The organism is Streptomyces sp. NPDC026394 (assembly GCF_055567735.1).
This window is the reverse complement of the sequence record NZ_JBVHPX010000009.1, coordinates 257,908-276,189: the sequence shown is the minus strand read 5'-3', so window position 1 is coordinate 276,189 and position 18,282 is coordinate 257,908. Positions and strand designations below refer to the sequence as shown.

At 73.5% G+C, this 18,282-nt stretch carries 19 protein-coding genes; 6 read left to right on the top strand and 13 right to left on the bottom strand.

What is annotated here, in order from left to right:
- Positions 1-64: 64 nt before the first annotated feature.
- The 9 genes from ACZ4QV_RS22605 to ACZ4QV_RS22565 form a co-directional block, all read right to left on the bottom strand.
- Entirely contained in the window at positions 65-517 is a 453-nt protein-coding gene (locus ACZ4QV_RS22605) for an anthrone oxygenase family protein (RefSeq protein WP_361152194.1), read from the bottom strand.
- On the bottom strand, positions 514-903 hold the full coding sequence (locus tag ACZ4QV_RS22600) for a SchA/CurD-like domain-containing protein (RefSeq protein WP_361152197.1): 390 nt from the start codon (positions 901-903) through the stop codon (positions 514-516). The genes ACZ4QV_RS22605 and ACZ4QV_RS22600 overlap by 4 nt, the downstream gene beginning before the upstream one ends.
- The gene (locus tag ACZ4QV_RS22595) at positions 903-1,682 is read right to left on the bottom strand and encodes an SDR family NAD(P)-dependent oxidoreductase (protein ID WP_467763328.1); all 780 of its coding nucleotides are present in this window, start codon (positions 1,680-1,682) and stop codon (positions 903-905) included. Before ACZ4QV_RS22595 ends, ACZ4QV_RS22600 begins: the two co-directional genes overlap by 1 nt.
- Positions 1,679-1,948 carry an acyl carrier protein gene (locus tag ACZ4QV_RS22590; RefSeq protein ID WP_361152203.1) on the bottom strand — a complete coding sequence of 90 codons (270 nt, stop codon included), beginning with the start codon at positions 1,946-1,948 and terminating at the stop codon, positions 1,679-1,681. The genes ACZ4QV_RS22595 and ACZ4QV_RS22590 overlap by 4 nt, the downstream gene beginning before the upstream one ends.
- 93 nt (positions 1,949-2,041) lie before the next feature.
- Positions 2,042-2,866: an AfsR/SARP family transcriptional regulator gene (locus ACZ4QV_RS22585; protein WP_467763327.1), complete on the bottom strand. Its 825-nt coding sequence runs from the start codon at positions 2,864-2,866 to the stop codon at positions 2,042-2,044.
- A 30-nt stretch (positions 2,867-2,896) separates the two neighbouring features.
- On the bottom strand, positions 2,897-3,667 hold the full coding sequence (locus tag ACZ4QV_RS22580) for a thioesterase II family protein (protein WP_361152209.1): 771 nt from the start codon (positions 3,665-3,667) through the stop codon (positions 2,897-2,899).
- A gap of 70 nt (positions 3,668-3,737) precedes the next feature.
- Positions 3,738-4,559 (bottom strand): 4'-phosphopantetheinyl transferase family protein, encoded by an 822-nt coding sequence (locus tag ACZ4QV_RS22575; protein WP_467763351.1) that lies wholly within the window; start codon positions 4,557-4,559, stop codon positions 3,738-3,740.
- 83 nt (positions 4,560-4,642) lie between these two features.
- A complete protein-coding gene (locus ACZ4QV_RS22570; RefSeq protein ID WP_361589424.1) occupies positions 4,643-6,418 on the bottom strand; it encodes an acyl-CoA dehydrogenase family protein in 1,776 nt (591 codons plus the stop codon).
- 150 nt (positions 6,419-6,568) lie between these two features.
- A complete protein-coding gene (locus ACZ4QV_RS22565; RefSeq protein ID WP_467763326.1) occupies positions 6,569-6,718 on the bottom strand; it encodes a hypothetical protein in 150 nt (49 codons plus the stop codon).
- 217 nt (positions 6,719-6,935) lie between these two features.
- On the opposite strand from ACZ4QV_RS22565, the gene ACZ4QV_RS22560 reads away from it, so the two are divergent.
- From ACZ4QV_RS22560 to ACZ4QV_RS22545, 4 genes are all read left to right on the top strand, one after another.
- Positions 6,936-7,610: a hypothetical protein gene (locus tag ACZ4QV_RS22560; protein WP_467763325.1), complete on the top strand. Its 675-nt coding sequence runs from the start codon at positions 6,936-6,938 to the stop codon at positions 7,608-7,610.
- Between the two features lie 75 nt (positions 7,611-7,685).
- Positions 7,686-7,901 carry an acyl-CoA carboxylase subunit epsilon gene (locus ACZ4QV_RS22555; protein WP_361152224.1) on the top strand — a complete coding sequence of 72 codons (216 nt, stop codon included), beginning with the start codon at positions 7,686-7,688 and terminating at the stop codon, positions 7,899-7,901.
- Positions 7,902-8,025: 124 nt separating this feature from the next.
- Entirely contained in the window at positions 8,026-9,765 is a 1,740-nt protein-coding gene (locus tag ACZ4QV_RS22550) for a fatty acyl-AMP ligase (protein WP_361152227.1), read from the top strand.
- A 34-nt stretch (positions 9,766-9,799) separates the two neighbouring features.
- Positions 9,800-11,041: an acyltransferase domain-containing protein gene (locus tag ACZ4QV_RS22545; RefSeq protein ID WP_467763324.1), complete on the top strand. Its 1,242-nt coding sequence runs from the start codon at positions 9,800-9,802 to the stop codon at positions 11,039-11,041.
- Between the two features lie 26 nt (positions 11,042-11,067).
- On the opposite strand, the gene ACZ4QV_RS22540 is transcribed toward ACZ4QV_RS22545, so the two are convergent.
- Both ACZ4QV_RS22540 and ACZ4QV_RS22535 read right to left on the bottom strand, forming a co-directional pair.
- Positions 11,068-11,682 carry a response regulator transcription factor gene (locus ACZ4QV_RS22540; protein WP_361152233.1) on the bottom strand — a complete coding sequence of 205 codons (615 nt, stop codon included), beginning with the start codon at positions 11,680-11,682 and terminating at the stop codon, positions 11,068-11,070.
- Positions 11,683-11,730: 48 nt separating this feature from the next.
- Complete coding sequence (locus ACZ4QV_RS22535; protein ID WP_361640140.1) at positions 11,731-12,702, bottom strand: sensor histidine kinase; 972 nt, start codon at positions 12,700-12,702, stop codon at positions 11,731-11,733.
- Positions 12,703-13,393: 691 nt separating this feature from the next.
- On the opposite strand from ACZ4QV_RS22535, the gene ACZ4QV_RS22530 reads away from it, so the two are divergent.
- Both ACZ4QV_RS22530 and ACZ4QV_RS22525 read left to right on the top strand, forming a co-directional pair.
- A complete protein-coding gene (locus ACZ4QV_RS22530) occupies positions 13,394-14,188 on the top strand; it encodes an AfsR/SARP family transcriptional regulator (RefSeq protein WP_361152239.1) in 795 nt (264 codons plus the stop codon).
- Between the two features lie 131 nt (positions 14,189-14,319).
- Positions 14,320-15,909 (top strand): acyl-CoA carboxylase subunit beta, encoded by a 1,590-nt coding sequence (locus ACZ4QV_RS22525; RefSeq protein WP_361152242.1) that lies wholly within the window; start codon positions 14,320-14,322, stop codon positions 15,907-15,909.
- Positions 15,910-16,008: 99 nt separating this feature from the next.
- Here the strand turns inward: ACZ4QV_RS22525 and ACZ4QV_RS22520 are convergent, their stop codons facing one another.
- Both ACZ4QV_RS22520 and ACZ4QV_RS22515 read right to left on the bottom strand, forming a co-directional pair.
- On the bottom strand, positions 16,009-17,055 hold the full coding sequence (locus ACZ4QV_RS22520) for a methyltransferase (RefSeq protein ID WP_361152245.1): 1,047 nt from the start codon (positions 17,053-17,055) through the stop codon (positions 16,009-16,011).
- A 72-nt stretch (positions 17,056-17,127) separates the two neighbouring features.
- A complete protein-coding gene (locus ACZ4QV_RS22515) occupies positions 17,128-18,138 on the bottom strand; it encodes a methyltransferase (RefSeq protein WP_361152248.1) in 1,011 nt (336 codons plus the stop codon).
- Positions 18,139-18,282: the final 144 nt, after the last annotated feature.

Below are 18,282 nucleotides of genomic sequence, written 5' to 3'. Positions count from 1 at the left end.
GGGAGGGCCAAAGGCGTTGCCGTGCCGGGGCCCCGGCCGCGGTGACGACAGGCCCCGGCAGAGGTCAGGCGGCGTTCACCGCGGCGGCCGTCACCGCCAGGGCCAGGACGGCGAGCACCGTACGCAGCAGGTGCCAGCGGCGCCACAGGGGCCGCGGGTCCTGCCAGTCCGGGGGCAGCGCCGTGGGGTCGGTGACGGCCTTCACCCGTCGGTTGATCGGCACGTTGCACAGGTGCGACACGGCCGACACGCCCACCAGCAGTACGGTGGCGAGCACGAACAGCAGCCGCGCCGTACCGTCCGCCAGGGCGGCGAGCACCCCGTCGGCCAGTGCGCTGCCGAGCACGATGGCCGGCATGGTGGGATCCCAGTTCCGTCCCAGCAGTTGGTGCGCGTACACGTACGTACCCGTGTCCATGGCGAAGAGCGCGGGCAGCACGCTCAACGCCACGGCGAACAGCACCCCCGCGGTGATGCCGCTGCCCAGCAGCGCCGCGACGCCGAGCACACCGGTCATGACGCCCGGGTCGCGGTGGGGTGGGTGTCGACGGTGAGCTGCGCGATCGAGCGCATCGTCGCGTCGCGGAAGTAGGCGGCGAAGTCCTGCGCGGAACGGGTGTCCCGGCGCTCGGCCAGGTACGGGGCGAGCTTCTCCTCCAGGACGTGCACGCCCTTCTGCGCGGCCATGTGGCGGCCGACGGCGGAGAAGTCCCCCTCGTAGTGGATGACCCGTACCAGCACGTCGTCTTTGAGGAACACGGCCGTGCCCAGCAGCCGGCCCGCCTGCTCGCCGGACTCTCCGGCGAACTCCGGCCGGTCGACCCGCTGGAAGCCCGCGAAGATCTCCGCGATCTCCTCCTCGTGGCCCGGTTTCACGCGATAGGTGATGGCGGCGTAAGGCATCAGATTCCTCCGTCTACGTCGAGAGTGACACCGGTGACGTACGCGGCCGCGTCGCCGGCGAGAAACAGGACCGCGCCCGCCACGTCCTCGGGACGGCCCAGCCTGCCGAGCGCCGTCATCGCGGCGATCCGCTCGGCGACCGGGGGCGGCGGGCCGGTGCCGGGACCGGCCGCGGTCACGCCGGGGGCCACGGTGTTGACCCGGATGCCCCGGCCGCCCAGCTCCTTGGCGAGCGCCCGGGTGAAACCGACCAGGGCCGCCTTGGAGGCGCTGTAGTGCACGCCCAGGGGCCGCCCGCGCAGCCCCACGGAGGCGCCGATGTTGACCACCGAGGCGCCCTCCGCGAGCTGCCCCGCCAGCGCGTGGGTGACCTGGTAGACGGAGGTGGTGTTGTGGTTCAGCACCCGGTGCCACTCCGCCTCGGTGAGGTCCTCGAACCTCGCGTGGCCGTCCACCCCCACGTTGTTGACCAGCACGTCCACGCCGCCGAGGTGCTCACCCACCGCGTCCGCCACCGTGCGGGCACCGGCCGCCTGCGTGACGTCGGCCCGCACCAGGACCGGCGGTGTGCCCGCGAGGGCGGTCAGCTCCTCGGCAGCCTGCCGGGGCGCCTCGCCGCCGCTGCGGTGCACGACGGCGAGGCGGGCGCCGGCCCGGGCGAAGGCCAGCGCGACGGCCCGGCCGATGCCACGGGTGCCGCCGGTGACCACCACCCGGCGGCCGCCGAAGCCGGCTCCCGGGGCGGGCGGTCCGGGGGAGCGGGGAGCCGGGGTGGTCACCGGGCCGCTCCGGCGCGCGGCGCTTCCCTCACGAGGTCCAGCAGCAGGCGCGGCGTCACGGCCTCGGCCACCGCGTCGTCGTTCAGCGCGATGCCGTGGCGGCGCTCGATGACGCCCGTGACCTGGAGCAGGGCCAGGGAGTCGTAGCCGAACTCCAGGAACGGCGTGTCGAGGGCGTCGTCACCGTCGAGGCTCATGCCCTCTTCCGGTGCCCCGACGCACTCCAGCAGCAGTTCGTTGAGTTCGGCCAGCGAGATGTCGCTCATCGTCCGTGTTCCTTTCTCGGGTAGCGGTCAGAGCCCGGTGCGCGGTGAAGGGGAGGACCGGGCGGGGGCGGAGTCTCGGGCACGGGCCGGGGGTCAGCCGGCCCGGACCAGGCACGCGAGCGGCAGGGAGCCGTCCAGGCCGAGCAGGGGTGAGGAGTCGAGCACCGCCTGCTGGAGGTCCTCGATGCCCGGCGACGGGTCGAGGCCGAGGTGCTGGCCCAGCGCGGCACGCAACTGCCGGTAGGTGTTGAGGGCGTCACCGCGGCGCCCCGCCCGGTACAGCGCCACCATGAGCTGTCCGTGGACCCCCTCGTGCAGGGGGTAGCGGGCGGCGAGCCCGGACAGTTCACCGATGACCTCATGGTGGCGGCCCAGCCTCAGGTCCGCCTCGATCCGCGCGTGAAGGACGCTCATCCGCGACTCTTCCAGGCGCGTGACCTCCACCTCCAGCAGTGGACCGCACTGCACGTCGACCAGGGCCCGGCCGTGCCACAGTGCCAGCGCCCGGCCCAGGCAGCTCGCCGCGCCGCCCCAGTCCCCCTGTTCCAGCGCCCGGTGGCCGGCCGTGGCCAGCGCCTCGTACTCCTGGACGTCGACCAGCCCGCCCATGGTGTCGAGGAGGTAACCGCCGGGTTCGGTGACCAGGACGCTCTTCGCGCCGTTCGGCAGTCCCGCGCGGTCCTCACCGAGGGCGGCGGAGATGAGAGTGCGCAGTTGGAGGATGTAGGTCTGCAGGGTCGTCTGCACGCTGCGCGGCGGTGACTCCCCCCAGACCTCCTCCACGAGTGAGGAGGTCGAGACCAGTTGGTTGGCTTGCAGAGCGAGCAGGGCGAGCACCTTGCGGGGCTTGACGGCGGTGGGTGTCACCGACACGCCCGACTGAACCGCTCTGAACGGCCCCAGTACGCTGATGTCCATCCGCGGATCCCCTATCTGTTGACGAACCTTTCAGGCGGTACGGGGCACGGGCATGACCGTGTGCAGCGCTTCTGCCACGGCCCGCGGCGCCTCCCGGCCGCGGACGAAGAAGTGGCCGCCGGACACGGTCCGCAGGCGGAACTGCGCGGTCGTGCAGTGCCGCCAGGCACCGACCTGCGCGACGCCGACCAGCGGGTCGTCCGTCCCCGCGAACGCCCACAGCGGGCAGGGCAGGGTGGCCGGCGCCGTCTCGCGCAGACCGGCGGCCAGCCGCAGGTCGGCCCGCAGGGTGCGGACCGTCGCACGGAGCCACCCGCGGCGGGCGAGCATCGCCTCGGGCACGCTCGCGCCGTCGACCAGCAGACCCACCAGTTCCTCGTCGGTGGGGCCGGGCGCCGCCGCGCCCGCCAGCAGCCGGGAGGGCGACTGCGGCGCCGGACACGCGCCGACCGCCAGCAACTCCGGCCCCCGGTGCCCGGCCTCGATGAGGTGGTGGGCGAACCGGTAGGCCACCAGGGCCCCCAGGCTGTGCCCGTAGAAGGCGTACGGCGCGTCCAGCAGCGGCCCCAGCTCCTGCGTGAGCGCCTCGACGAGCGTCGCCGCCTCGGTGACCGGGGCCTCGTGCCGCAGCGACTCCCGGCCGGGCAGCCGGACCGGTAGGACCGTCACGCCCGGGCCGACCCGCCGCTGCCACCCGGCGAAGGCCATGGCCCCCGCACCGGCGTGGTGGAAGCACAGCAGCCGGCGGGCCGAGCTGTCGTCGGGCCATCGCGCAGCGAGAAAACCGAGAAGAGCACGCACCGTATCTCCTTTCCGTGCCATGTCGGCAGGCGAGACGGAACGAGAGTCACCGCATCTCCTGGAACGGCGCTCAACAAGCGGTGGAACCGCGGTCGGGAAGCGGCAGCGGCCCGGTCGAAGCGGCACCGAAGGGCGGCCGCCCGCCGGGCTCCGGCCGGTCGCCGAACCCGGGGTCGTGCACGGCCGCGCTCACCGTGAACCGGCCGGACACCCGCCAACTGCCGAAGTCCCACTCCTCGCCGACGCCGGGCGAGCCGTCCGGCCGCAGCAGCCGGATCCGTCCGCCCCGGGCACCGAACCCGAACTCGGTGAACCGGAAGCGCAGCCCCTGGCCGATCGCCTTGCTGTAGGCCTCCTTCAGCGTCCACAGCCGCACCAGTTCGCCGTTGCGCCGGTCCTCCGCGACACGGCGCAGTGCCTCCAGTTCGTACGGGGTGCACACCTGGCGCTCGGTGCCCAGGCCCAGCATCCGCCGGTCGGCGCGTTCCACGTCCACCCCGATGCGACTGTGCCGGGTCAGCCCCACCACGAGGAGGTCCTCGGTGTGGCTCAGGCTCACGTCGAGCTGGTCGATGCCGCGCAGGTATGGACGTCCGCCGGGCTTGTACGCCAGATCCAGTTCCTCGGGGGCGGCGCCGAGAACCGCGCCGGCCGCCGTCTTCAGCAGCAGTCTGGACGCCACGAACCGGCGCCGGACCTGGGGCCTGGTCAGGTGGCGGAGCCGTGCGTGGTCCTGGCCGAGCGCCGCCGCGATGCGGTGGTCACCGAGGTCGGCGGGGAGCCAGTCGGCGACGGCCCCGTAGACCACCGAGGCGCCGGTGGAACGGAGTTCCCGGCGCACCGGCTGCCAGGAGGCGTCGGTGACGGGGAGCGGCCCGTCCAAGGGGCGCACGGTGCCCGGCGGAGGTACACGGGGTGGGCGGGGCATCGCCGTCTCCTCGTCGTCGTCCGATCGGGGGCGCCGTACGATCGGGGTCATCGGCCGATCGGAGTCGCGTACAGGTCGAAGCTGCGGGCGTCGTCGAAACGGTTCAGCAGTTCGGTGAGCAGCGGTTCCGCGGCCGACGCGGGAGGCCGGGGCGCCGCCGGGTCGAGCCTGCGCAGGACCCGCGCCAGCGCCATGACCGCCCAGGCCGGCCCGGCCGGCAGGCCGTCGTCCGGGCCGGTGCGGTACCGCCACACGCCCAGGCAGGCGGCGCCCGCGGCGATCAGCGCGTACCGGTCCACCAGCGCGTACACCCGGGGGCGCGCGGGGCCGCCGGACCGGCCGAGCAGGGCGCAGTCGCGCCGGAGCCGGTCCAGCTCACGGCCGAGCGCGGTGGCGTATCCGGCGAGCGTCCGGTCCAGCTCGCCGCCGCCTGCCGCGCGGGCCCGCTCGACGGTCTCCTCCAGGCCGCCCACCAAGGAGTCCCCTTCCGCGGGCAGGACGAACTCCCGCGGCCGCAGCGCGGGCAGCCCCGGCTCGTGCCACTGGAACAGCGCCGCACCGGCCGCCCCCACGGGTGGCGGCCGCAACCCGGGCAGCCGCAGCAGCCGGTCCGCGACGGCCGCCCGGCTCGCCTCGCTGCCCACGGGGCCGAGACCGATCATCGGCAGGTCCCGCAGCGCCTTCCGGAAGACCGCGTACGCGCCCTGCCGCGCATACGACTCCGCTCCGAGCACCGCCGACAGGTCGTAAGCGGACTCGGTCAGGAACATGGGCAGGAGGTACTTCGCCACCGCGCTCAGGGTGGCGCTCTCGCGCGGCAGCAGATGCGCCGCCCGGGTGGCCACCAGCGCCAGCGCGTCACACAGCAGCAGGTCGCTGAACGCGTCCTGGAGCGCCTGACGGGTGCGGGGCGCGCGCACCGACGCCCGGCTGCGGGCGCGGTGGGCGCGAGCGAAGGCGACCGCCGTGCGCAGTGTGGTGTCGGCGCACCCCAGCGCCATCGAGGGGCCGGTGCTGCGGATGACGGGGAAGGCGCGGGCGGCCAGTTCCGCACCGGTACCGGTACCGGGGCCGAGCTGCCGGTCCGCCGTCACGGGGTACCGGGTGAACTCCAGGCCGTGCACGAGGCAGCCGCGGACGCCGGTGGTGGACCGCCGGGGCAGCAGCCGAAATCCGGGCGCGTCCGCCTGCGGCGCGTCGATCAGGAAGGCGCGGTGACCGCCCCCGCCGGGCTCGTCCACGCGCGCGAACAGCAGCAGGGACGCCGCCCGGGCAGCGTTGTTGAGTGCTTCCTTGCGGCCGTCGAGCAGGTACCCGGCACCGTCCGGGGAAGCGGTGAAACCGTTGTGCAGGAAGGCGTTGCCCTCGGCCGGCTGCGGGTAGGCGCAGGCCATCCGGCCCCCGGAGAGCAGCAGGTCCGCGGTGCGGTGGCGCTGCCGCGCCGAGCCCCCGGCCCACACGGCCGCCGCGGCCAGGTACGGGCCCGTCCCGCAGGCCAGCCCCAGCGCCGCGTCCCGCCGGAACACCGCCCGCAGCACCCGCGCCAGTACATCGAGCCGCCCCAGCCTGCCGCCCAGTTCCCGCGGCACGATCTCGGCCTGCAGCCGGAAGCCGTCCAGCAGCGCCTCGGCCGCCGGCAGCAGCCGCCGCTCGGCATCCGCCCGGACGAACTGCTCGGTGCCCAGCGGGTTGCCCGGGTCGTCCAGGTCCCCGAAGCCGCGCTCCAGCCGGGCGACGCGCTCCCGCACGGCGGCCTCGGCGGCCCGGGCGGCCCCGGCCCCCTCCGCCGGACCCGGCCCGGTGTCGGTCGTGGCCACGGTCATGGTCTCCGCCTCCCGTCGCTGTCCGCCGTCCCCGTCACGCGGCTGCCGCCCCCGCGCGGTGCCCGCGGCCTCGCGCCGCGGTCAAGGGCCGCTCAAGTCGGCCGTGCTGGACTTGTCGGCGCGCACCGGCCGTGCCGGGTCCTCGCGCCCCTACGGCCAGGTATCGCCGTAGCACTCCTGGGGCGGTACGCCCGGCAGCCACAGCCAGCCGTACATGACGAGGGCGCGGGCCACCGGACGCAGCAGGCTGCGCAGCACGCCGGCCGGTCGCGGTCCGGCGGAACGGTCGGTACGTGGCATGGTGTCGGTCCCTTCGGCTACGGCTCGGGCGCGGCAGCCTGGCAAGCGGTGCTCGACGGGACCTCGAAGAAACCTCGCGGTGGGGCCCGGCGGCACCCGCGCGTGAGCTGCCGCGCCGCCGGTGCCGCCTGGTCCCGCGCCTGCTGGTTCCGGATACCGGAGGGCAATCCCTCCGGTTCGTGGCGATCACCGGGTTCCGAGAGGGAGATACGCAGTGATGTGGAACGTCCCAAGCGGGAAGGGGCGCGAGCCGTCTCCCGCCGCCTTGGGCGGGGAGCGGGGCCGGCAGGTCGCCTCCGTCGTGCGGTTCGTACTCGGCGACGAACGCGGCGCGCAGGAGTTCGAGGACGAACTCGCCGACCAGGTACGCGCCTGGAACCTCGTGACGGGCTTGAGGAACCAGGTGCTCCTGCGGTCCCTGGACCGCCCGGGCGCCTACCTCCAACTGGCCTTCTGGCAGTCGCCCGAGCATCTGTTCGGCGCGGTCCACTCGGACGCGGCCTGCGCTCGGCTGGACCGGCTCGGCGAGCTGGCGGCCGTCGAACCCGGGCAGGCGGTCGCGGTCGGGCACCTGGGCGACGGTCCCGCCATGGCCGGAGCCGTACACGCGCTGCTGGTACGGGTGACGCTGTCCGGACCGGCGGCCGCCTTCGAAGCGCAATTCGGCGCCCTGGCGGGCCGCTTCCTGAACGACCCCGGGTGCGGAGGCTGCCTGCTGCTGCGGTACACCGTCGAGCCGCGTGCCTATCTCGGCCTCATCTGGTGGGACAGCGCCACGTCGTGCGACGCCGCGACGCGCGGTGACCGCTTCCTCGAAGGCGAGCGGCGACTGCGCCACCTGGCATCCGGACTCGCCTTCGAGCGGGCGCGGACCGTCGGCGGACGGAGCTGACCCCGATGGACCGGCTCAAGCGTTTCGCAGGCGGAGTTCCACCGGTGTTCGAGCCGATCGGCACAGACTGGCGCCATGCCGGATCACGCCCTCTTCACCGTGCTCCGCGGTCACCCCGACGACGCCGAACTGGCCGCCCTGACCGCCGTGCTGACATCGTTGCTGAGCGCCGCGGGGCCGCCCTTCCCAGCGGCGCCAGGCCGTCCGGGGACCGCCGGTGCCCCACGCCGCGCCTCCTGGGGCAGCACGCCCTCCCGGCGCCGCTCCGCGGTGTCCTGGTCCGCGCCATGAGCCGCCGTCGAGCCACCACCGGCCGACGCGGACCGCTGCGCGCCGCGGCCCGGACGTGCGCGCCGCCGGACCACCGGCCCGCGTTCGAGGACAGCACCGAGGCATTACTCGCGAGGGGGACGCATTGACCGCATACCGCACCTTCACCGACGTCATGCTGGCCCGGTCCGAGGCGGACCCGGACCGGGAAGCCCTGCTCCTGCTGCCGGACGGCGCGCAGTGGCCGCAGCCGGAGACGGTCACCTACCGGAACCTGGACATCTCGGCGCGCCGGCTCGCCGGCTGGCTGCAGAGCCACGGCGCCGCGGGTGAACGGGTGCTGCTCCTGCACCGGTCCCGCCACCGGTTCGCCGTCAGTTTCCTGGCCTGCCTGTACGCGGGCGCCGTCGCCGTACCGGCTCCGCCGGGCGGCGGACGGGCCCACCACACGGAGCGCATCGCCGGGATCGTCCGCGACACCGCGCCGTGCGTGGCGCTCACCGATGCCGCGCTCGCCCCCGAGATGTCGCGGATGCTGGCGGAGTGCGGACACGGCGGCACGCTCTGTCTGCCCGCCGACGTGGTGCCCGCCGCCGACCCCTGGCGGCCCCCGGCGCTGAAGCCCGACACGGTCGCCTACCTCCAGTACACCTCGGGATCCACCGGCCGCCCGCGCGGGGTGGTCGTCACCCACGCCAACCTGCTGGCCAACCAGCGGGCGATGAACGAGGCACTGGAGACCGAACCGGGCACCAGGCTGGGCGGCTGGCTTCCGCTCCACCACGACCTGGGCCTGGTCGGCCAGTTGCTGCACCCGCTGTGGCTGGGCAGCACCTCGGTGATGCTGCCCGCCGAGACGTTCGTCCGCCACCCGGTGCGCTGGCTGCAGGCCATCGACCGGTACGGGATCACCGTCAGCGGCGCCCCCGACTTCGCGTACGGGCTGTGCGTGAGCCGGGTCACCGACGAACAGGCGACCGAACTCGACCTGAGCAGGTGGCGGACCGCCGTCTCCGGCGGCGAGCCCGTACGGCCCGCGACGTTGCGGGACTTCACCGAGCGCTTCGCCCCTGCCGGATTCCGCCCCGAGGCCTTCTCGGCGTGCTACGGGCTGGCCGAGGCCACCCTGCTGGTCTCCGGCTGCCGGGACAAGGAGCCGGACGACGAGTGCGCGGTGGACGCCGAGGCCCTGGAGCGCAACCTGTGGCGCGCCCCCGTACCGGGCCGGCCGACGCGCCGCCTGGCGTCCTGCGGGACCGCCGCCGACTGCGACGTCCGCATCGTCGCCCCGGACACCGGAGCCGTACTGCCGGAAGGCCGGATCGGCGAGATCTGGGTGCGCGGCGGGGGCGTGGCGCGCGGCTACTGGCGCGACCCCGGCCAGACCACCCGCACCTTCCAGGCCGTCACGGCGGACGGCGAGGGCGGCTACCTGCGCACCGGGGACCTCGGCGCGCTGCGCGACGGCCGGCTCTTCGTCACCGGCCGGCTCAAGGACGTCATCGTCGTGGCCGGACGCAACCTCTACCCGCAGGATGTCGAGCGCACGGTGCAGCGCGTCAGCGCGCTGTTCGGGCCCGGCACGGCGTTCGGTGTGCCGGGGGAGCGGGAGCGGGTCGTGGTCGTCCAGGAGCTGCGCACCCGCACCAGCTTCGACGTGAACCTCGAATCCCTCGCCACCCAGGTCGAGCGCTGCCTCACCGAGGAGTTCGACGTCCGGGTCGGCGGGGTGCTGCTGGTCCGCCCGGGCACGGTGCGCCGCACCACCAGCGGCAAGGTGGAGCGATCGGCGATGCGCGACCTGTTCTTGCGTGGCCGGATCCGCCCGCTGCACCAGCGGCTCGACGGCGACCTCAGCACCGGATCCGCCGCCCTGGCCGGGTGAGACCCGCGGGGGCGGCAAGCGAAGGGGGGCACACGTGGAGGCACCACCACGCGGCGGACCGTACGAGCCGGACCCGCTGCACTGGCTCATCCGGCGCATCTCCGGCTACGCGTCCCGGGAGATCGGCCCCCAGACGCCCCTCGCGGAGTGCGGACTGGACTCGGTGGCGATGCTGGGCCTGTTCGGCGAGATCGAGGAGGGCTTCGGCCCGCTGCTCGACCCCGAGGACTTCTGGGCGTACCCCTCCGTGGGCGCCCTGGCGTACCAGCTCACCGCGCGCCGGGTCCGCTGGGACACGGGCCGCTGGATCCGCCCGGCCTTCGTGCTCGGCGGGCCGGGCGGTCCGCACCCCGCCGTGGCGGGCGGCCTCCTCCGGGGATCCGCCGCGTACCGCGCCTGCCTGGACCAGGCGGACGAGGCGCTGCGGCCGCACGTCGGCTGCTCGGTCGCCGGGCTGATCCGTGACGGCGGTCCGGGCCCGCACCGTGCCGCGCTGTCGCCACCGGTGGCGTTCGCCGTCGGCTATGCCCTGGCCCGGACCCTGCTGGACGCCGGGGTGCGGCCGGTCGCGGTGGTCGGCCACGGAGTGGGGGAACTGGCGGCGGCCGTGATCGCCGGGGCCCTGCCGCTGGCCGAGGCGGCGGCGCTGGCCGCACTGTGCGGTGCGGGCGCCCAGCGGCTGCCGGGCGGGGGCGGCATGCTGGCTGTCTGCGCGGACCCGGGCGAGGCCTTGGCGGCTGCCGCGGAGCCCGGGGTGTACGTCGGGGCGGTCAACGCGGCCCGGGCCACCGTGCTCTCCGGCCGGCGCGACGCCCTGGTCCGGGCGCGCGACGCCCTGTCGGCGGCGGGCGTCGCCAGCCGGCTGCTGCCCACCGGGCACGCCTACCATTCGCCGCTGATGGCACCGGCGGTCCCGCGGATGCGCGCACTGGCGGCCGGGATCGTCTCGGAGCGGCCCCGGACGGCCTACTACTCGACGGTGTACGGCTGCCGGTGGGCGGAGCCGCTGGGTGCCGACTACTGGGCCGCTCAGATCACCTCGCCCGTACGGTTCGCCGAGGCCGTACGGCTGATGCTGTGCCGGGAGGCGCCGACCCACGTGGTGGAGATCGCGCCGAAGGCCGTCCTCACCCCGTACGTGCGCCGGATCGGCGGGGCGGCGGGGCCGAACTGCTTCCCGGTGTGCGACGGGCCGGGGAGCGGCGCGGCGGACCTGGCGGGAGTGCTCTCCGCGCTGGACGCCCGGCCGCTCGCCGAGGGAGCGGTCAGGTGGTGACCGCCCGGCCCCGGACACCGCGGCCGTCACGGTATCCAGCCCGCCTCCTCGGCGGCGCGGATGGCGTCGATCCGGTTGCGGGCGTTGAGCTTGGTGACGATCGCGGTGAGGTAGTTGCTGACGGTTCCCCTGGTCAGGAAGAGGGTACGTGCGATGTCGGCCGCGTCGGCGCCGCGGGCCGCGAGCCGGAGCACCTCGGTCTCCCGCGGCGACAGCGGTGAGTCCTGCGCCTCCCAGGCGGACAGCGCCAGTTGGGGGTCGACGACCCGCTCTCCGGCCGCCACCGACCGGACGGACCTGGCGAGGTCGCTGGGGGGAGCGTCCTTGAGCAGGAAACCGGCGACGTGCGCGCTGAGCGCCCGGCGGACCGTGCCGGGGCGGCCGAGGCTGGTGAGGATGAGCGCCCGGCAGCTCGGCAGCCGCCGGTGCAGTTCCGCCGCGGCGGTGATGCCGTCGGCGCCCGGCAGGTCGATGTCGATGACGGCCACGTCGGGGCGGGTGCGCAGCGCGGTCTCCACGATGGTGTCGCCGCGGTCCAGAGAGGCGACCACTTCGAGGTCCGGTTCCAGCTCCAGCAGGGCGACGAGCGCCCCCCGGATCATGTGCACGTCCTCGGCAAGCAGGATTCTCACCGACAGCATGGATGTCCCCCGATCGAACGTGCGGTTCTTCCGGCCGTGCGGTGAAGATTATCCGTGCTCCGGGCACAACGCGCCGGGCCGGACCGGACTATGTGCTTCCAGGTGGAAACGTCCGTCGCGGCGTACCCCCGAGGTGACGCGGCCCCCGATGGCGGTGAGCCGGGTGCCCAGGTTGTTCAGGCCGCTGCCGTCGGAGCCGGCGGGCCGGTCCTTGCCCACCACCCCGTCGTTGACGAGCGTGAGCCAGACGGTGTCGTCCTTGCGGACCGCCGTGATGCTGCACGACTGGGCCTTGCTGTGCCGGAGGATGTTGGTGACCCCCTCACGCAGGGTGGTCGCCAGCGCCGTGTCCACGGCCGGGTGGAGCCGGCCGCAGGAGAGGTCCAGGGTGACCCGGATGTCCGCCGCGGCCAGCACCGTCGCGGCCGACTCGGCCTCGTCCGCCAGGGACATCTCGCGGTAACTCCGCGCCACCAGCCGGGCGTCCGCGAGGGCCTGCCGGGACACCCCCAGGACGGCGGTCACCTCCTCCTGGGCGCGGGCCGGACTGGTCACCACCAGACGGTGGATGAGCTCGCACTTGAGTGTGATCGCGGACAGGCTGTAGCCCAGCAGATCGTGCACGTCCCGGGAGAAGCGCATACGTTCCTGTGCGACAGCCATGCGGGCCAGCGCCGTACGCGCCGAATGGACCTCGTGCACGAGGTCGGTCAGCCGGGTCAGCCCGTACAGCACGAGTCCGGTGAGCAGCGTGGTGAGCGGGGTGTACAGCTCGGCGACGGCCGGCAGTCCGAGGGCGAACGCGTAGCCGTCGACCACCGCGGTCACCAGTGCGAAGAGGAACCAGGACAGCGGCGCGGGCAGCATGAGCAGCAGCGAGGCGCCGAGAATGCCGCTCATGCCCGACCAGGTGATGTCCAGCCACAGGAATGGGAGGAATGTCAGGACGGACTGGACAGTGAGGGTCAGGGTTTTCAGCGGCAACGGCCAGTGGCGGGCCCGTGGCGTGCTGTGCAGCAATTGCAAGAAGAAGAGTGCGACTGCTGAACCTGTACACATTAGCAGAAGGTTTAGGGGTGGATCATCCCGGAGAACATCGAGGAGAGGGACGGCTGTATAGCCGCACAGCACAATGACGGTGATGATTCTGGCCACGTGGAGGGCCGGAATCTCACCCCCGGGGGCGACGCGTAACGGCTGGTCGTCCACCTCCTGTCCTAACGAGGCATGATGCCTGCTTCCGCTGGCCCCTGTATCGAGGGGGGCGGCTTTGGCAGCCGTTCGTCGAAAAGGGTCAACCATGCGGTGCCTCCTCGTGAGATGGCGCAGCGGGGCGCGAAGACCCGCGCATACGTTACCCGGATGATGAGAACTTGGCCGAAAGAATAGGCAGTTATGGTGCTTTGGTTATGCAAATTCGGTCGGTTGGATAAGGGGCGGGGTTCCCAGAGGCCACCTGTAAGCCGCCGTCCGTTCGCCGGGGCGTGGCCGTCCCCGGCTCCGTAGGTGCGGCAGGCCCGGTGAGCGAGCCCGGCCCGGAGCGGCGAGTGTCTGCCCGTGTCATCGGCGGAGTGTGAAAATCTCATGTCCGGGTTCGTGTCAAGGTCACTGGGCGCCCGGTGACCTTGATGCCACCCTGATCGACAGGTTCCGGGTGGCCGCACCCCGGGGCCTGGACCGTGCGAGGTGAACCAGGAGGGGAGAGCGCGCAATGGACATCACGTTACTGGGCCCGCTGACCGCACACGAGGACGGCGTCCCGGTGGTACCCAGCGCGGCCAAGCCCCGGCAGATCTTGGCCATGCTGGCGCTGCAGGCCGACCACGTCGTCACGGTACCGACCCTGATGGCGGAGATCTGGGGCGAGCGCATACCGCGCAGCGCCTCCACCACGCTGCAGACGTACATCCTCCAGCTCCGCCGCAAGATCGGGGTCGCGCTCGCCGGAAACCCCGCCGTCGACGCCAAGGACGTGCTCGTCACCCGGTTCGGCGGATATCTGCTGCGGGTGCGGCCCGGGCGGATCGACGTCCAGGAGTTCGAGCAACTGGTCGCCGGCGGACGGGCGGCCTTCCACGCCGCGGACTACCGCACCGCCTCCCAGATGCTCTCCCGGGCCCTTGCTCTGTGGCAGGGGCCCGCGCTGGTCGACGTACGGGCCGGCAGCATCCTGGAACTGGAAGCGCTGCGCCTGGAGGAGAGCCGGATGGCCGCCCTGGAATGCCGCATCGAAGCGGACCTGCACCTCGGGCGGCAAGCCGAACTCGTGCCCGAACTCCGTGTTCTGACGGCACGTCACCCCATGCATGAGCGGTTCTGTGCCCAGCTCATGCTGGCCCTGCACCGTTCGAGCGGTTCGTGGCGCGCCCTGGAGGCGTACCAACGGCTGCGCGGCACCCTGGTCACGGAGCTGGGCCTGGAACCCTCCCCGTTCCTCCAGCGGCTCCACCAGGCGGTGCTCTCCGGCGGCACGGTGCCGGACCTGGCGGCCGCGGGCGCGGACTGAGAGTCCGTGCCACGACCCCGGCCGGGCGCACGCCGCCTGGCCGGGGTCGTGGCACGGGTGCCGACCGGTGGACGAGCGGCTTTCCAGCCCGCCTTCAGCACCCTTTGAGGCGCCGCTCCTACGGTCGCGCAATGACGACCTTCGACGAACTCCTGGCCGCCGCGCCCCGGCCCGACCTGCGCCGGTCCACCGCGGAACTGCGCCGCCTGAAGGCGGAGGTGCGCCGGGGGCCCGACCCCGGTGCCACCGAGCGCCAGCACGCCAAGGGCAAACTCACCGTGCGGGAGCGGCTCGAACTGCTCTTCGATCCTGAGTCGTTCACGGAGACCGAGCCGCTGCGGCGGCACCGCAGCACCGGCTTCGGCATGGCGGACCGCAGGCCGCACGGGGACGGGGTGGTGACCGGCTGGGGCCGGGTGCACGGTCGGACCGTCTTCGCCTATGCGCACGATTTCCGTGTCTTCGGGGGCGCGCTGGGTGAGGCACACGCCGCGAAGATCCACAAGATCATGGACCTCGCGCTGTCCGCCGGGGCCCCGCTCGTCGGCCTCAACGACGGGGCCGGGGCCCGTATCCAGGAAGGTGTCACCGCCCTGGCCGGCTACGGGGGCATCTTCCGGCGCAACGCCCGCGCCTCCGGCGTCATCCCGCAGATCAGTGTGGTGCTCGGCCCGTGCGCGGGCGGCGCGGCCTACAGCCCCGCGCTGACCGACTTCGTGTTCATGGTCCGCGGCACGTCCCAGATGTTCCTCACCGGGCCGGACGTGGTCAAGGCGGTGACCGGTGAGGAGATCAGCCAGGACGGGCTGGGCGGCGCCGGGGTGCACGCGAACGTCTCCGGGGTCGCCGGCTTGGTCTACGACGACGAGGCCGACTGCATCGAGGACGTCCGCTTCCTGCTGTCTCTGCTGCCCGCCAACAACCGGGAACTGCCACCGGAGGTCCCGGTCACCGACCCGGTCGAGCGCCGCACCGACGCGCTGACCGCCCTCGTCCCGGCCGACCCGTCCCGGTCCTACGACATGCGCGAGGTCGTCGAGGAGATCGTCGACGACGGCGAGTTCTTCGAGGTGCACGAGGGCTGGGCACGCAACGTGGTCTGCGCGCTCGCGAAGCTGGGCGGCCAGTCCGTGGGCTTCGTCGCCAACCAGCCCGCCGTGCTGGCGGGGGTACTGGACATCAACGCGTCCGAGAAGGCGGCCCGCTTCGTCTCCACCTGCGACGCGTTCAACATCCCCCTGGTGACCCTGGTGGACGTCCCCGGCTTCCTGCCCGGCCTCGACCAGGAGCACGGCGGTGTCATCCGGCACGGCGCGAAGCTGCTGTACGCGTACTGCAACGCGACCGTCCCACGGGTCTCCGTCGTGCTGCGCAAGGCGTACGGCGGCGCGTACATCGTGATGGACTCCCGTTCGATCGGTGCCGACCTGTCCTTCGCCTGGCCGACGAACGAGATCGCGGTGATGGGCGCGGAGGGCGCGACGAACGTCATCTTCCGCCGCGAGATAGCGGCCGCCGACGACCCGGACGCGACCCGGGCCCGCCTGGCCGAGGAGTACCGGGCGGAACTGATGCACTCCTACTACGCGGCGGAGCGGGGCCTCGTCGACGACGTCATCGACCCCGGCGAGACCCGTCGGGTGCTGGTGGAGGCGCTGGCCGCGCTGCGCGGGAAGCACGCCGACCTCCCGGAGCGCAAGCACGGCAACGTGCCGCTGTGAGGCGGCCGGGGCCCGGGACCGCCCGCCGTCCCCGTCCGGCCGGGGCCCGCGGGCGGCCCCCCTCAGGGCCGCCCGCCGGTCCGCCTCCGCGACCGTACGTCAGACCGGCACGGCCTCCAGCGCGTAATAGAGGAACGGGCACTTCAGCGGTGTGAGTCCGGCCGGCTTCAGCCCGGCGCCCGCGAAGAGCTCCTCGAACTCCCTGCGGGTGCGCTCGCGCCCGGTGGTGACCGTCATCATCTCGATGTCCATCAGCGCGGCGCCCAGCGCGTCACCCGGGTCCTCGTCGTGCCGGCCCTCGGCGAGCACCGAGGAGAAGACGATGATCCGGCCGCCCGGCGCCAGGCCCTCCCGGCAGTTGCCGAGGATGCGGCGGCAGGAGTCGTCGTCCCAGTCGTGCAGGATGTTCTTGAGCAGGTACGCGTCCGCCCCGGCGGGCACCGAGTCGAAGAACGACCCGGAGACGACGTCGCAACGGTCCTCCAGCGCCGCTTCCTTGAGCACGCGGGGCGCGTCGAGGACCCCGTCGGGTGTGTCGAAGACGGTGCCGCGCACCTCCGGGTTGGCGCGCAGGATTCCGGCGAGGTGCGTGCCGTTCCCGCCGCCGACGTCCGTCACCCGGCGGAAGCGCGTGAAGTCGACCCCCTCGACGATGGCGGGCACCTGCACCGCGCTGCCGGCGGCCATCGCGGCGTGGAAGACCTCCGCGTGCTCGGGTGTCCGGACCATGTGCTCGAAGAGGCCGTGCCCGTGGACCAGGTCGAAGGCGGGCCTGCCGGTCCGTACGCACTGTTCGAGCGCGCCCCATGCCTGCCAGACCTCGGGCGCGCCGTGCATGGCGTCCAGCGGGCCGCCGTGCAGCGGCGAGTCACTGCGGTACATACCGCCGAGCGGGGTCAGCGCGAAGCGGCCCTGACCGTCCTGGGACAGCAGCCCGGCCGGGACGGCGGCCCGCAGCAGCCGGTGCAGGAAGTCGGGGTCGGCGCCCGTGTGTTCGGTCAGCTCGGCGGCGGTCTTCGCGGAGTCGCCGAGCGCGTCGGGGATGCCGAGCCGGGAGACGGCCCCGCCGATCTGGAAGAGGGCGAAACCGAACATGATGGGCAGGTACTCGGCCGAGGTCGGCTGATCCGAGAGGGAACGGCTCATACGTACGTCTCCTTGAGGTGTCGGTGCGGTGGTCCGCGGCGCCGGAAGGAGGGCGCGAGGGTGCGGTCCGGGTCAGGGTTTGCGGCAGACGGCGAGCGTGTCGAAGTCGGCGAGCGGCCGGTGCTCCGGTGCGGCGAAGCCCGCGGCGCGGGCCTGCTCGGTCAGTTCGGCGAGGGTGTACTCCCCGCCGCCCTCGGTCAGCAGGAGCATGTTGAGCGAGGCGACCAGGTTCTCGGTGTCGTCCGGCTGCTCGCCGAGCATCCGGTCGTAGACCACCAGCGCGCCGCCCGGGCGGATCGCCTTGTACGCCGCCTTCAGCAGCCGCTGCCGCTGGGCCGCGTCCCAGTCGTGCAGGACATGGCCGTAGATCAGGACGTCCGCCGGGGGCAGCGGGTCGCGGAAGAAGTCGCCGCCGTGGAAGACAGCCCGCCCCGTGAGGCCGGTCCCGGCCATGTACGCGTCGAAGAACGGCTCCAGTTGCGGCAGGTCGAAGAGGTGCCCCCGCAGGTCCGGGCGGGCGGCCAGCACCTGGCCGAGCAGATGCCCGCGGCAGCCGCCCACGTCGAGCACCGAACCGAAGTCCACGCCGTCCAGCGCGGCGAGCACCGGCTCGCCCAGCCCGGCGGTGACACCGTCCATCATGCGTACGAAGTGGCCGGTGGCGACCGGGTCCCGCAGCATGCCCAGATAGTCGCCCTCGGCCTGCGGCCGGCCCGTGCGCAGCGCTTCCGTGAGCTTGCCGTAGACGGGGTAGAGGTTGAGGTCGGCGCCGTGCAGGAAACCGCAGACCGCTTCCGGACGGCCGGTGACGAGATGACGGGCGGCGGCGTCGGAGTTGCGGTAGCGCCCGTCGGCGTCCCGCCGCAGCAAACCCAGGGCGGTGAGCAGCGCGAGGAAGTCGGCCAGGCCCCGCCCGTGCAGTCCGAGCCGTACGCGCAGCTCGCCGACCGTGGCCGGTCCGTCGTCCAGAACGGTGAACAGATCCAGGCGTACGGCGGTGAGCAGCGCTTTCGCGTCGCAGAACCGATTGCCGAGGCGCAGTATGCCCGCCGCCGTACCGAGGTCCGAAGCGCTGCCCGTCATGACCGGTACTCCCTTTCGCCGCCCTGTCCCTGGACCTGTCCGCAACGGAATCTCGCACCGCCGGATGGAGAACCGCTCGATCCGCGGTCGTCCCGTGCCGGGCCCCGGCCGGCCCGGCTCCACCGGGCGTTGAGCCGGGCACCA